Origin of the sequence: Diaphorobacter aerolatus, from assembly GCF_014489535.1 — a bacterium.
Lineage (GTDB): Bacteria > Pseudomonadota > Gammaproteobacteria > Burkholderiales > Burkholderiaceae_C > Diaphorobacter_A > Diaphorobacter_A aerolatus.
The window spans coordinates 1,652,032-1,666,660 of sequence record NZ_CP060783.1 but is presented as its reverse complement, the minus strand read 5'-3'; the positions used below and the strand labels follow the sequence as shown (position 1 = coordinate 1,666,660).

At 64.2% G+C, this 14,629-nt stretch carries 7 protein-coding genes and 4 pseudogenes; 2 read left to right on the top strand and 9 right to left on the bottom strand.

Going from position 1 to position 14,629, the window contains the following annotated elements:
* Positions 1 to 81 precede the first annotated feature (81 nt).
* Positions 82 to 1,127: pseudogene (locus H9K75_RS07780) on the bottom strand (bifunctional riboflavin kinase/FAD synthetase).
* 208 nt (positions 1,128 to 1,335) lie between these two features.
* Here H9K75_RS07780 and H9K75_RS07775 point away from each other — a divergent pair.
* Positions 1,336 to 1,896, top strand: coding sequence for an HNH endonuclease (locus H9K75_RS07775; RefSeq protein WP_187725337.1), 561 nt, complete (start codon positions 1,336 to 1,338; stop codon positions 1,894 to 1,896).
* A gap of 13 nt (positions 1,897 to 1,909) precedes the next feature.
* Here the strand turns inward: H9K75_RS07775 and boxA are convergent, their stop codons facing one another.
* The 8 genes and pseudogenes from boxA to H9K75_RS07740 all read right to left on the bottom strand — a co-directional run bounded on the left by boxA (position 1,910) and on the right by H9K75_RS07740 (position 12,794).
* On the bottom strand, positions 1,910 to 3,226 hold the full coding sequence (gene boxA, locus H9K75_RS07770) for a benzoyl-CoA 2,3-epoxidase subunit BoxA (protein WP_187725336.1): 1,317 nt from the start codon (positions 3,224 to 3,226) through the stop codon (positions 1,910 to 1,912).
* A gap of 54 nt (positions 3,227 to 3,280) precedes the next feature.
* A pseudogene (boxB, locus tag H9K75_RS07765) lies at positions 3,281 to 4,707 on the bottom strand (benzoyl-CoA 2,3-epoxidase subunit BoxB).
* A 39-nt stretch (positions 4,708 to 4,746) separates the two neighbouring features.
* Positions 4,747 to 6,404 (bottom strand): annotated as a pseudogene (gene boxC, locus H9K75_RS07760) (2,3-epoxybenzoyl-CoA dihydrolase).
* A 266-nt stretch (positions 6,405 to 6,670) separates the two neighbouring features.
* Positions 6,671 to 7,321: a c-type cytochrome gene (locus tag H9K75_RS23710; protein WP_226858596.1), complete on the bottom strand. Its 651-nt coding sequence runs from the start codon at positions 7,319 to 7,321 to the stop codon at positions 6,671 to 6,673.
* Positions 7,322 to 7,367: 46 nt separating this feature from the next.
* Entirely contained in the window at positions 7,368 to 8,021 is a 654-nt protein-coding gene (locus H9K75_RS23705; RefSeq protein WP_226858595.1) for a hypothetical protein, read from the bottom strand.
* A 5-nt stretch (positions 8,022 to 8,026) separates the two neighbouring features.
* Positions 8,027 to 8,665, bottom strand: a complete 639-nt coding sequence (locus tag H9K75_RS07750) for a (2Fe-2S)-binding protein (protein ID WP_226858697.1) — start codon at positions 8,663 to 8,665, stop codon at positions 8,027 to 8,029.
* Positions 8,619 to 11,653, bottom strand: a pseudogene (locus H9K75_RS07745) (xanthine dehydrogenase family protein molybdopterin-binding subunit). Before H9K75_RS07745 ends, H9K75_RS07750 begins: the two are co-directional and overlap by 47 nt.
* 220 nt (positions 11,654 to 11,873) lie before the next feature.
* On the bottom strand, positions 11,874 to 12,794 hold the full coding sequence (locus tag H9K75_RS07740; protein WP_187725335.1) for a helix-turn-helix transcriptional regulator: 921 nt from the start codon (positions 12,792 to 12,794) through the stop codon (positions 11,874 to 11,876).
* 218 nt (positions 12,795 to 13,012) lie between these two features.
* Between H9K75_RS07740 and H9K75_RS07735 the strand changes: the two genes are divergently transcribed.
* Positions 13,013 to 14,560 carry a benzoate-CoA ligase family protein gene (locus H9K75_RS07735; protein WP_187725334.1) on the top strand — a complete coding sequence of 516 codons (1,548 nt, stop codon included), beginning with the start codon at positions 13,013 to 13,015 and terminating at the stop codon, positions 14,558 to 14,560.
* Positions 14,561 to 14,629: the final 69 nt, after the last annotated feature.

Sequence of the window (14,629 nt, the reverse complement as noted above, 5' to 3'; positions counted from 1 at the left end):
TCTTCAAGAAAGCATGCAGGCTCCGTGGCGGGAACGGAGCCTGGAATACGAGGATACGGCGGGACGGTGACGGCGTGAGCGTCAAATTCGGTCGCGTGTGGTCTGACGCCGGGTTTCGGCATGCGTGGAAGCCGCAAAGAACGCGCGCGCATCATCGCAATCCTTGGCGATGCCAGCGGTCAGGGCGGCGAGGCTGTCGTACTTCAGCTCGTCGTGCAGTTTGTGCAGGAGTTCCACACGGACGATTTTACCGTATGCCCCTTCGGCCCGAGATGGGCGGGCCATTCGAGGCAATGCGTCTCCAGAAGCACGCGTCCGCCGTTCACGTCATCGGGATCGACCGATGGACGCACGCCAAGGTTGGCCACGCCGGGCAACGAATGGTCCGCGAGACCATGGACCGCGACGGCAAAAATGCCGCTGGCCGCGGGTTTCCAGTGCTTGAAACGCAGGTTGAGCGTGCGAAATCCGTCCTGATCGGGGCCGATGGCGGCAGATGTGCCCAGTTGACGACCGAGCTTGCGCCCATGCACCACATGGCCCGAGATGGAATAGGGACGACCGAGCAGGCGTGCAGCCTCGACCAGATCGGCCTTGGCGAGCGCGTCGCGCACGGCCGAACTCGACACGCGCAGCCCGTGCACCTCATAGCTGTTCATGCGAGCGACGTCGAAGCCGCGTTCGCGACCGGCGGCGTCAAGCATCGCGTAGTCGCCCGCGCGCTTTGCGCCGAAGCGGAAATCGTCGCCCACCAGCACGTAGCGCGCACCCAGACCTTTCTGGATGACGTCTTCGATGAACGCCGTCGGCGACTGGCTCGCCAGCCGCTCGTTGAACGGCAGCACGATGGTCTGCTGCACCCCGCATTCGGCCAGCTCGCAGAGCTTGTCGCGCAAGGTGCCGATGCGCGCGGGCGCTAGCTCGGGCTTGTTCAGCCGACCCGCGAAATAGTCGCGCGGATGGGGCTCGAACGTGAGCACGCAACTGACCACGCCGCGCTGGCGGGCCTCGTTGTTGAGCAGAGCCAGCATGGCCTGGTGCCCGCGATGCACGCCATCGAAATTGCCGATGGTCAGGGCACACGCGTCGGCAACACCAGGGTGATGCAGGCCTCGGAAGATTTTCATCGTTTCACTTTTCTTTTGATAGCGTTTGGTGACCACGCAGAGGCCAAAAGACGCCATTTCGTCACGAAAAGAGTATATTGTGTGTCAGTCGGCTGCCGCCAAGGGATCTTCCGCGCGAATCGATCGTCCAAGCCCGCGATCCCTGGCCGGTCCGGCACTTGTTATCTGCGTTCCGAATCTTGTTTTTCAACGGTACAGGAGGCGTGTGGTGAAGGTGTTGAAGCTCTCGGCCCAGGGTTTGCCGCAATCGTGGGTGTCGCTCGAACAGGCGGTGACCCACTACGCGGCCGGTGAAGTGCGCTGGGAACTCGGCGCGCAGGTGGCACTGTTTCGCGGCGGCCACAATGCGGTCACGGGCGAGCAGTCGCAGATCACCGTCAGCAGCATCATCGGCACCAAGGGCGTTCCGGCCATCGACCCGTTCGATCTCAAGCCCACGCTCTCCAACAGCAAGCTGTTCCTTCGCGACCGCAACGTCTGCGCCTACTGCGGCGGACATTTCCACGAAGACGTGCTGACGCGCGAGCACATTGTGCCGTTTGCACGCAATGGCCAGGACCACTGGATGAACGTGGTCACCGCCTGCCGCCCCTGCAACCACCGCAAGGGCCCGCGCACGCCCGAGCAGGCGCACATGCCGTTGCTCTATACGCCCTATGTGCCAAGCCTCTGGGAAGACTTCATCCTGCGCAATCGCCGGATTCTCGCGGACCAGATGGAATTTCTGATGGCGCACGTGCCGAAGTCGTCGCGCCTGCTGGTCAATTAGGACACAGCGCGCCTCAGTAGGTTTCGAGATGCAGGCGGCCCTGCTGCTTAAAGCGTGCCGCGCTGCTCTCCCAATCCATGCCGGCCTGAACCATCACGTCGCGCAGCGCCAGCACCACGCCTTCCTCCATGCTCTTGAGGCCGCAGACATAGATGTGCGTGTGCTCGTCGCGCAGCAGCTCGACGAGATCGGTCGCGCGCTCGCGGATCACGTCCTGCACATAGCGTCTGGGTTGTCCCGCCACGCGCGAGAACGCGAAATTGTTGTCGATGAAATCCTTGGGCAGGTTCTGTAGCGGGCCGAAGTAAGGCAGCTCCTGCGGGGTGCGTGCGCCAAAGAACAACATCAGCTTGCCACCGTCAAACTTGCCGCTCTTGCGCAAGCGGCGACGCCACTCGGTCATCGCGCGCATCGGAGCACTGCCGGTGCCGGTGCAGATCATCACGATGTGCGAGCGCGGATGGTTGGGCATCAGGAACGAATGCCCGAACGGGCCGATCACCTGCACCGTGTCGCCCACCCGCAGATCGCACAGGTAGTTGCTGGCCACGCCGCGCACCGGCTTGCCGTCGTGATCCTGGGTGACGCGCTTCACGGTCAGCGCGAGATTGTTGTAGCCGGGACGTTCGCCGTTGCGCGCGCTGGCGACGGAGTATTGGCGCGCCATGTGCGGCCTGCCGCTCGCATCGACACCCGGCGCGATGACCCCGATGGACTGGCCTTCCAGCACCGGGAAGGGCATGGCACCGAAGTCGAGCACGATATGGTGCGTCTCGTTGTCAAAGCCCGCTTCGGTGCAATTGAGATTGCCGGCCACGGTCGCCGTGACGGGGTTTTTCGGGCCATGCAGGTTGGTGTAGGCGTGCGCCGCGGACCACGGCGGAACGCTTGCGCCATAGGCCGCAGCGCGGAACACTTCGTCGGCGCTGGCGGCGCTGCTCACCACCGCCGCCGCAATCACGGCCTTGGCCTGGCTCAGGTCTTCTTCCTCCTCGGCATGCCCGGTCCCCGCATCGCCCTGCTGCGCGGCCTGTGCAAGCTGGTCCGCGGAAAGCTCATCGGGCAGCACCTCCCAGCCGTATTGCTGGGCGAGCGTGTAGGGTTCTGTTGCGGGCATCTTGCGCCAGTTGTCGATGGCTCCCGTGGGGCAGGGCGAGATGCAGTCCATGCAGCCATTGCACTTGTCGGCCATGACCACGTAGTTGGTGTCGTCATGCGTGATGGCATCGATGGGGCAGGTGGCCTCGCAGGTGTTGCAGCGAATGCAGATTTCGGGATCGATCAGATGCTGGTTCAGGATGCCGTTGGCGATCAGCGTGGTGCTTGTCATCTTGCTCGTCTCCTTGCGGCGGCTGGAGCGCCGCGCTCGTGCATTCGTGGCCGGTCAGTTGAACTTCACGTAGTCAAAATCGACCGGTTGCCGGTTGATGCCCATGACCGGTGGCGCAATCCAGCCGGCGAACTTGCCGGGCTCAAGGCATTGCTTCATCAGCGATGCGACGAACACACGGTCGTCGTCGGTGGGCAGCCATTCGTTCCTGCGTGACGCCCATTCCTGCTGTGTCACGGGACGGCCATCTGGGCTGATGAGCACACCCGCGAGTGCGCCGATCTGGCGATTGAACGCCTTGTGCGGAACGATCAGGCGAAAGTCGATGCCGGCCTTTTCCATGACCTTGTTCCAGCGCGCGACGCCCGCGTTCGAGTCCTTGATGTAGTCGTCGCGCAGCACCTCGTTGAGCGCATTGAGCATCGCAACCTCCTTCTGCTGGAGCTTGCCGTCGACGACTTCGAGCACCTGGTAGGTCTGGTCGTGCAATGCGTGATCGTCCGTGCGCTTGCCCTCTTCATAGCGCCCCTTGAGGCCCGAGCTGTAGAACGTGGCGGCGTTGCTCGACTGGTCGGCGCCGAACAGGTCGATGGTCACGCTGTAGTGGAAGTTGAGGTAGCGCTGGATCGTGGGCAGATCGATCACGCCGGCCGCCCGCAGCTTGTTCACCTCATCGGTCCTGAGTTCGTTCATCACCTGGCAGGTGCGTTGCAGCACGCGCGAGACCCCGGACTCGCCGACGAACATGTGGTGCGCTTCTTCGGTCAGCATGAACCTGGTCGTGCGTGCCAGCGGATCGAAGGCGCTCTCGGCCAGCGCGGCGAGCTGGAATTTCCCGTCACGGTCGGTGAAATAGGTGAACATGAAGAACGCCAGCCAGTCGGGCGTCTTCTCGTTGAAAGCGCCCAGAATGCGTGGGTTGTTTTCGTCGCCCGATTGGCGTTCGAGCAGCGCCTCGGCCTCTTCGCGGCCATCGCGCCCGAAGTACTTGTGCAGCAGGTAGACCATGGCCCACAGGTGGCGGCCTTCCTCGACGTTCACCTGAAACAGGTTGCGCAGGTCGTAGAGCGACGGGGCCGTCAGGCCGAGATGGCGTTGCTGCTCCACCGATGCGGGCTCGGTGTCGCCCTGCGTGACGATGATGCGCCGCAGGTTGGCGCGGTGTTCTCCGGGCACTTCCTGCCATGCGCGCTCGCCCTTGTGATCGCCAAAATGGATGCTGCGATCCTGCTCCGCCGGGTTGAGGAACACGCCCCAGCGGTAGTCGCGCATCTTCACGTAGCCGAACTGCGCCCAGCCCTGGGGATCGACGCTGACGGCGGTGCGCAGGTAGACGTCGTAGTGGGTCGAGCCCTCGGGCCCACGTCGTCCCACCAGCGGATGAAATTCGGCTGCCAGCTCTCGAGTGCACGCTGCAGGGTGCGGTCGCCGCTCAGGTCCACGTTGTTGGGGATCTTGACGTTGTAGTCGATCGTGCTCATCTCTCTTGCCTCCTTGAAAAATGGATGGATTGCTGCGAGTCAGACGCGGTTGAAATCGAACCCGGCCTTCTGCCCGAGCCGTAGAGCTTGAGTGCGCCCTTTTCGCCGACGGCGTTGGGGCGGATGAAAATCCAGTTCTGCCATGCCGAGAGGCGCCCGAAGATGCGCGTGAGCATGTTTTCCTTGCCGTTGAAACGCAGATTGGCTTCAAGACCGGTGAGCGCATCGGAAGACATGGCCGCGCGTTCTTCGATGGCGATGCGGATTTCGTCTTCCCAGTCGATGTCGTCAAGTGCCGCGGTCACGAGGCCGAGCGCTGCGGCCTCATCGCCCGACAACGGCTTGCCGCTTGCCAAACGCATGGCTTCGAGCGGCGCGGCCTCTTCGTAGAAGCGGCGTTGCAGGCGACTTTGGCCGTTGACCAGCGGCAGCAGGCCGAAGTTGAATTCGTCGAGCTGCATCCTGGGTTCGCGGTCGCTCTCGTCCGGCAGCACCAGCATGTAGGCGCGGTCCGCCGCAAATGCGAATTCGGCGAGCATGCCGACGAAGCAGGAACCCGGCTCGACCAGCGCGAACAGCGAGCGCGAGGACACGTCGATGCGCGCGAACGTGCGGCGCAGCAGTCCGATGGTCTCGGCCACAAGCCAGTGGTCCCGATGCGCAAGCAGGCTGGCATCGGCTGCGAGCACGGCGGCCGCATCACCTTCGGTTTTGAGCAACCAGGTGCCGATGTCCAGTTCGTTGGTGCGCAGGTGCAAGATGGCGTCGTCCAACTCGCGGCCCATGGCGAGCGGCCACCATGCAGCGCCGGCCCGTTCGATGGCCTCGATGCCCTGCGGCTGTTCGCCCTGTGGCGCCTTCACGGTGATGCTGGCGGTGCGCTTGTCGCGATCGATCTCGACATCCACGTGGCGATAGCGCAGGCTGTCTGCGTCCTGCTCGCGCTCGACGCGCGTGAGCTGGATGCCTTGCGCCTTGGTGGGGCGCTGGCTTGTTTCTGCGAGCCTGTCGGCGCGCTGCTTCACGGTGTCGGCAAACTGCGCGGGCTTGGCAATGGCGTCCACCAGCCGCCAGTCCAGCGCGCGTTGCCCGCGCACGCCTTCGACGCTGGTGCAGAAGATGTCGGCCAGATCGTTGCGCACGTGACGCTTGTCGGTCACGCGCGTCAGGCCGCCGGTGCCGGGCAGCACGCCGAGCAGCGGCACTTCGGGGAGCGAGACCGACGAGGAGCGGTCGTCGATCAGCACGATGTCATCGCAGGCAAGCGCGAGTTCATAGCCGCCACCAGCACACGCCCCGTTCACCGCCGCGACGAACTTGATGCCGTTGTGCCGCGAGCTGTCTTCCATGCCATTGCGGGTCTCGTTGGTGAACTTGCAGAAGTTCACCTTCCATGCATGCGACGAAACGCCCAGCATGAAGATGTTTGCGCCCGAGCAGAAGATGCGCTCCTTGCCGCTGGTGACGATCACCGTGCGCACTTCGGGATGCTCGAAGCGGATGCGGTTGAGCGCGTCGTGCAGTTCGACGTCCACACCCAGGTCGTAGCTGTTGAGCTTGAGCTTGTAGCCGGGACGAATGCCGCCGTCTTCCGCGATGTCGAGCTTCATGCGAGCGGTGTGGCCTTCGACCTCGAAGGACCAGTGGCGGTATCGGGCGGGTTCGGTGCGGTAGTCAACGATGGGTTGCTGAGTCATGGGGCGGCCTCGCTGGATGAAGGATGATGCACGCTGTGTATTGAATATGAGCATTATTATGCATGTTATGGAATTTTCGCATCGCATTCATGTGCATTATTTTGCATATTTCACGGAAAATCGGGTAAATACCTAGGGCATGGTGCCGCCGCCGTGTTTCGACGGGACAAAGAAAAACCGACCTGCTCGAATGGATCGAGCGGTCGGCTTTTTGAGCGGCTCTTGGGAATGTCGACGCGCGATCAACACGCGCCGGTCAACTGCGATCAGGGCGCAATCGGGTGCCTTGCCTTCTGTGCTGCGGCGCGCAGTTCCGCGGCCCGTGCAGTTGTGATGTCGGCATTGGTTCCGCCCATTTGCGCGCGCACATAGTTGGCGAGATCAGCAACGGCCTGATCATCGAGCTCGTTGGCGAACCCGGGCATGCCCGGCAGCAGCGTGGGGCCGGACTCTGCCGCCGTGCGCTTGGGCAGGCCGATGAGGATCGACAGCACCAGATTGCGTCCATCGGCCTGGCGCACGGTGCTGTTGCCCTGTAGCGGCGGCATGGTCAGTTGACGACCCAGTCCCTGCGATCCATGGCAACTGGCGCACAACGCCATGTAGTGGCTCTGGCCGGCCGCGAGTCGGGTGCCGGTGTCGGGTGCAGCGGCGGCGACTGGCTTGGGCGCTGGCGGGCTGTCGCCGAGCAGGAAGCTCACCATGGCCTTGGCGTCGGCATCGCTCAGATACTGCGTGCTGTTGGCAATGACCGGATGCATTTCGTCGAACGCCGTGCCCGAGGGCGAATAGCCGCTGCGCAGAAACTGTTGCAGGTTCGCCGCGCTCCATCCGCGTTCGGCCAACTGCGCGGCGGTGATGTCCGGCGCGGTGAAAAGTCCCAAGGTTGCGCCGGTCAGCCATTTCGACTTGTCCATCGCCCGAGCGCGTTGCGCGGCGTGTGGCACTCGGCGCAATGGCCCATCACGTTGCCAAGATAGCGACCGCGAATCCATTCGGGCTTTGTCCCTGGGATGCGACGGGCAGTTCGTCGCTGCGCAGGAACAGCAACTTCCAGCCGAGCATCAGCACGCGCAGGTTGAATGGGAATGGCATCTCGGGCTTGCGGTTTTCCGTCGCCGCCCTGGGCTGGCTGAACAGATAGCCATAGATCAGGTCGGCGTCTTCGCGCTTCATCAGATGGTAGGAGGCGTAGGGCATGGCCGGGTAGAGCTGCCGTCCGCCCGGTGCCGTGCCGTTGGTGACGGCCCTGTAGAACTCTTCGCTCGTCCAGCGGCCAATGCCGCGATCCGGATCGGCCGTGATGTTGGTGCCATACACCGTGCCAAAGCCGGTATCGAGCGGCACGCCGCCCGCAAAACTCTGACCGTTGGCTGCGGTGTGGCAGGCCATGCAGTCGCCCATGCGCGCGAGGTATTCGCCCTGCTTGATTTGCTGCGGCGTGCGCTGGGCGGTTTGCGGTTCGCGGTCGGGAACGGTGTGGCGGTTGCCCCAGACGGCGGCAATCGCCAGCACGACCAACAGCAGCAGGACCAGCAGCAACAAGTTGCGCCAGCCGTGCCGACGTCTGCGCGGCGTGGGCGGAGGAGATACAGGTGCAGCGCTTGGCGGGTTCATGGCGCTCATCCTTTCGTGGTGTAGCCGGGCGTGTTGAGGATGACATCCTTGACCGCCGAGAAGTAGCGCACATAGCCCGTGCAGCGACACAAGTGCGTGCCGAGCGCGTCGCTGATGGTCTTCTCGACATCGGCGCTGGCAATGGGATTCCTGGCAAGTCGCTCGAGCAGGGCGGTCGCGCCGATGACGAATCCCGGCGTGCAATAGCCGCACTGGAAACTGAAGTGCTCCAGATATTTCTGCTGCACGGGCGCGAGAGGTATCACCTTGCGCGGCGCGCCCGCAGGTGCTGGCGCAGCCGTGCCGGCCGCCGCCGCACCCTTGGCGTTCGCGGCGCGCGCGATGCCTTCGATGGTGCGCACCGATTTGCCGTCGAAATAGTGCGCACCGGTGATGCAGGTACGCATTTCCTTGCTGCCCGATGCGTCGTCCACGAGCACCACGCAGGCTCGGCATTCACCGATGCCGCAGCCCAGGCGCGAGCCGGTGAGGTTCTGGTATTCGTGCAGGAAGGCAATCATCGGCAGGCCCTCGGGCACGTCAACCGGCCCGACGGCCTCGCCGTTGATCGTGAGCTTCAGGGGCGGGTGGTGGGGCTCATGATGACAGCGCCTCCTTGATTTTCTTCGGGGTGAGAGGCAGATCGTAGAAGCGCTTGCCGATGGCCTGGTGCACGCCCGTGACGATGGCGGCAACGATGGGAATCATCACCACTTCGGCGATGCCCTTGGGCGGGTCGGTGTCCGACAGCGGGGCCAGCAGTTCGGCGGTCTGGTTCCACACGGCAACCTCGTGCGCGCGCGGCAGATGGTAGCGGTGAAAGTTCCAGTCGCCATCGCCCGGGCCGCCTTCATACAGAGGCATGGTTTCGTAGAGCGCGTGACCGATACCCATGGCGATGCCGCCTTCGAGCTGGCTCTTTACCAGTTCCGTGACGATGGGCTTGCCGCACTCCATGATGTGGTGGTGGCTCAGCATGCGCACTTCGCCCGTGCCCGTGTGCACGGCGATTTCCGCGAGCGAGCCGTTGGCGCTGTAGTAGGTGACACCGGCGTTGCCGCGTTGCGTGGGCGGATAGAACAGGTTGCCGCGCGCAATCATCTGGTAGTCGCCCGGGGTTGCAGGATGCATCGCATCCTCGGCGGGCATGGCCGCACCCGTGCCGGGCGCGGCGGCGGCGGTGTCCGCAACGCCGGTGGCATCTGCCTTGGCCGTGGCGTCCGAGGCGACGGGCGCGGCCGAAACGTCGGAGGCAACCGGCACGGTCGCGGCGACGTCGCCCTTGCCCTGGCGCACGGCCAGCGCGTCGAGGGGCGGCGCTGCTTTTTGCCAGCGATCTCGAAATCGGCCTCGGCCCATTGCCAGCGGTTGAAGGCGTGGCCGACCGCGCCGGTCACGAGCTTCATGGCATGCGCCATTTTCGCCACGGCCTGCAAAGACAGTGGCTCCATGCCATTCGCGGTGAGCATGCCCCGGACCCAGCGCGCGTCCTCGCGGCGCACGGAATAAGGTGCCATTTGACCGCCGCCGAAACCCTTGCTCCAGATGGCGACGGCGGCGGGCCAGAGTCCATGCTCGAACACCACGCGCGCGGTCTCGCCCGTGGTGTGGCTGAAGAAGTAGGCAGAGTTGCTGGCGCTGCTCGGCGAGACGAATGCCGGCGTCCACAACGGCTTGGCCATGAGGCGGTCCTGGTCGGCCTGCGACATGGTGAAGTTGTCACCCTCGGCCTTGAGCGGCAGTTCGGGCCAATCGACGCGCGCGGTGTGCAGTTCGTCGGCCGCCTTGCCAAACCATTGCACGCAGACCTGCGCCTGCGAGGTACTCATGCCGGTGCCCATTTCGGTGCCCGAGACATAGAGGATCACACGGCCTTCGGGCGTGACTTCGACGCGCGAGAAGTTGGCCTCGCCGCCCGTGCCGAAATCCTTTTGCACGCACGCGAAGCCCACGCCGTAGCGCTCGCCCGGATGTGCCGCTTCGTAGGCCGCCTTGCGCTTGGCGCGCTCGGTCCAGATCGGGTGCTTGCGCGCGCGCTCGATCACCTCGCGCGTGCGGATCGCTCCTGCGGCAATCGCGCCCTGCGTGTTCTTGCCGCCGGTGGGCAGCAGGTTGCGAAGCCGCAGTTCGATGGGATCGAGCTTCAACTCCTGCGCGATCTCGTCCATCATGAGTTCGGTCGCCACCATGCTTTGCAGCGTGCCGTAGCCGCGCGCCGAGCCCGCGTCAAGTGCGCGCGATGCGAGCGCGGTGGACGTGAGATCGTTCTTCGGAAAGTAGTAGATCGACTGCGCAGCAGTGGCCGCCACCAGCGCGACCGACGGCGAGAAGTTGGCGCGCCCGCCGCCGTCGCAGGTCATGTTGGCGTAGAAGGATTGCAGCAGGCCGGTCTGGCGGTTGATCGCGATGGTGTAGTCGATTTCGAACGCGTGGCGCTTCAGCGATGTCTGGAACTGCTCGAATCGATTGTTGGCGATGCGCACCGGCTTGCCGTCCGCGTACAGCGCGCACATCGCGCCGATGAACGGCATCGGCGCATGATCCTTGGAGCCGTAGCCCACGGTGTAGCAGGGGTGCACGAACAGATTCTTGATCGGAAACTTGCTGGCCTTGATCATGTCGGCCGTGCTCTGGGCAACCTCCTGCGGCGACTGTGATGCGATCACCATGTGCAGGCTTTGCGATTCGGGGTCGTACCAGCAGTTGGCGTTGTCGGGTTCGAGCGCTGCGGTGTCGATGGACTGCGTGGCGTAGTGACGCTTCATAACGAGCCAGTCGGCGGGCGGCGTCGCCAGTTCGGCGGCGATCTGCTCGGCAGTGCGCAGGCCGTTGGCGGTGACCAGATCGGCCTCGCTGATCTTCGGCCAGACCAGCGGCTTGCGCTCCTTGGGAAACAGCGTGTTGTCCTTGAGGCTGGAATAGCTGTCGTCGTCGAACGGTGTCGCGCCGCCCATGCGCACGTAGCGGAACACGCCCCAGGGTTCACGCTCGAGCGGGCCGGTCACGTTGCCATAGCGCACGACGTTCGGTGTCGCCAGCAGGCGCTCCTTCGCGAAATGGAATCGCGCGAAGTCGTGATAGATGAGGATTGCCACGGCGTGGCCGAGATACGCGGGCGTCTTGCCCTTGGGTAGCAGCACGTCATCGCCGTAGAACGCGGGGAACGCCACGCCGTCGCGCGCGAGATCCTCGGCGGTGACCACCTTGTCGGGTTTGAGATCGGCGTCGAGCGACGAGAGATCGATGCCCTCGAACAGACGGTCGGCGAGCGTGGCGCGCACGATGAAGGCATGCGACTGTGTCTGCGGCCAGTGCGGCATGTCGCGCGCGCGGATGTCGCGCGCAAACACCTTTTCACCGGTCACCTTGGCATAGCCGTCCATGCGGAACAGCGGTGCCTGCGTGCCGTCCGCGCGCGTCACCGGCGTGATGATGCGCTGCTCGAACAGCGCGGCATAGGCCTTGCTTGCCAGCGGCGCAACGAACACGCTGACTCCGGCAATCGTGACGCCCTGAAGAAAGCCGCGCCGGGACAAGTCGCGGGAGCGTTGATGGGGACTGGCTTCATCCTGAAGCGGCGCGCTGGCGGCTGACGGAGGTGAAGACACCGGTGGCTGGCGGACGTCGCGCATGACCTCGTGCTCCTGTGTTGTCTGTGGTATTCGGAGATCGGGCGACGGTGCAGTGCAGGTTCGGTGGCACCCGCGCCCCGTTCGTGGTCGTTCCACTCTAGGGGCGTGCGAGCGCGTGTTTGTAGGTCAAGCTCGCCTGTTTCGGGGAATCGATCCGCCACGGGCTCCAGGTGGAGCAGGAGGCCGTGGAGGGGCCGCTGCCGCGCGGCGGTGGAGCGAGTCAGGCCGCGACCAGCGACTTCAGTTGGGCGAAGCTCTGCTCGAGTGTCTTGCCGCTGGTATCAAGCACATGATCGGCCTTGGAATAGAACTCGCGCCTGCCATCCAGAATTCGCCGCAGGTCATCCATGGCCTCGGGATTGGCGGCCATCGGGCGGGTGTCTCCCTGCGCGATCACGCGGCTCATGTGTTCTTCGGGCTGCGCCTGCACCCACACGGTGGTGCAGTGCGAGAGCAGTTCGTTGAAGGTGGCGGGGTCCGAGACGATGCCGCCCGGCGTGGCGATGACGACGTCGGCATAGATCTGCACGGTTTCCTCGAGCGCGCGGCGTTCGTAGCGACGGTAACCGCTCACGCCGTAGAGGTCGTAGATCTCGCGCACGCTGCATCCGGCCAGTGTTTCGATCTCGTTGTTGAGTTCGATGAACGGCACGCCCCTATCGTCCGCCAGCATGCGTGAAAGCGTGGACTTGCCCGCGCCGCGCAACCCGATCAGCGCGATGCGCGAATGCCGGTGAAGGTCGCCGCTCGGGGCCGTGCCGAGCAGTTCCCCCGCAGCCACGCGCACGCGGCGCAGTTCGTTTTCGCTCCGGCCTTCGAGCAGCTCGCGAATCAGCAACCATTCGGCGCTGGACGTGGTCACGTCACCGAGCAACTCGGCCATCGAGCATTGCAGCGACTGCGCGATCTGGTGCAGCACCAGGATCGACACGTTGCCGGTGCCGTACTCGAGGTTGGCGAGATGGCGTTCCGAAACCTCGGCGCTCGAAGCAAGCCCACGGCGCGTGAGGCCCCGCCGCGCGCGCAACTCGCGCACGCGTTCACCGAGCGCGTGCAACACCTGATCGCGTTGCTGTGCGCCGTCGCCTGCACCGTCGGGCCCCTCATCACCGGCAGTGCGCTCGGCTTGTAATTGCTCCATAAGACTTCCTGAAAGAAGGCATGAATCATAAACACTGGCTTGATCGACCTTCCATGGCCTCGCGAGGCAAACCCGGTGACGTCGCTTCCAAGGGTTTGTACGAGTCATGCAATATAGTGCTTGACACTGGATTATAACGTGATTAACTTAGTGTTGTGTGCACAATAATGCATGTATTGAGGGTGCAGAACGCCTCATTGAACAAGGAGTTCAGCACGATGAATTTCGACCTGCCTTTCAACTTTGCCGAGCATCTGTTTGCGCTCAATCGCGAGCGCGCCGACAAGCTCGCCTACATCGATGATCGCGGCACGCTCACCTATGGCGAACTGGAGCAACAGGCGCGCCGTCTCGCCAGCGCGTTGATCGCGAACGGCATTCACCGTGAGGAGCGTGTGCTGCTCGCCATGCAGGACATGCGCGAATGGGTGATCAGTTTTCTCGGTGCCATGTATGCCGGCGTGGTGCCGGTGGCGGTGAACACCCTGCTCACGGCCGATGACTACGCGTACATGCTCGAGAACAGCCGCGCACAGGCCATCATCACCAACGGCGCGATGCTGCCGGTGCTGGTCGAGGCGATGCAACGCGCCGACCACGAGGCCCGGCAACTGTGGGTCGCGTATCCGGAAGAGGCCGGGACCTTGCCGCAGGGTGCGCAGCCATTCGAAGCATGGATGGGCGCGCATGCCATGCTCGACAAGCCTGCGCGCACCATGGGCGACGATCCCGGGTTCTGGCTGTACTCGTCGGGCTCGACCGGCAAGCCCAAGGGCACGGTGCACACGCAGGCCAACCCGTACTGGACGGCGGAACTCTACGGCAAGGCGATTCTGAATCTGCAGGAGCGCGACATCTGTTTTTCCGCCGCCAAACTGTTCTTCGCCTATGGGCTCGGCAATGCGTTGAGCTTCCCCCTGAGCGTCGGGGCAACCGTCGTGCTGATGGCCGGGCGACCGACTCCCGACGCCACGTTTGCGCGCTGGATCGAGCACCAGCCGACGGTGTTCTTCGGCGCGCCCACCGGCTTTGCGGGCATGCTCGCGAACGCGGCGCTGCCCGGGCGCGAGCAGGTCAGCCTTCGCATGTGTTCGTCTGCGGGCGAGGCGCTACCCGCTGAAATCGCCCAGCGCTTCAAGGCGCATTTTGGTGCCGACATCGTGGATGGACTCGGCTCCACCGAGATGCTGCACATCTTCCTGTCCAACCGTCCGGACGACATCCGCTACGGCTCGACCGGCAAGCCGGTTCCCGGCTACGAGATCGAGCTGCGCGGCGAGGACGGCCGCCCGGTGGGCGTGGGCGAGATCGGTGAGCTGTACATCAAGGGGCCGAGCACCGCGCTCATGTATTGGAACAACCGCACGAAGTCGCGCGACACCTTTCGCGGCGAGTGGCTCAAAAGCGGCGACAAATACAGTTGCGACGCCGACGGTTACTACACCTACGCGGGCCGCAGCGACGACATGCTCAAGGTCAGCGGCATCTATGTCTCGCCCTTCGAGGTCGAGGCCACGCTGATGCAGCATCCGGCGGTGCTCGAAGTGGCGGTGGTCGGCAAGATGGATCAGGATGGGTTGCTCAAGCCCAAGTCGTTCGTGGTCTGCAAGCCCGGCCAGTCGGTGGACGAGCAGGAACTCAAGGCGTTCGTCAAGGAGCGGCTTGCGCCCTACAAGTACCCGCGCTTCGTGGAGTTCGTGAACGATCTGCCCAAGACTGCGACAGGCAAGATCCAGCGCTTTCGTCTGCGCGATCCGGTGCGATGAATGATCGCAGCCATGCCAGCAGGCAGACCACCCTGAAAGGCAGTGCGAAAGGCTTCGCGTTCCCTGCCT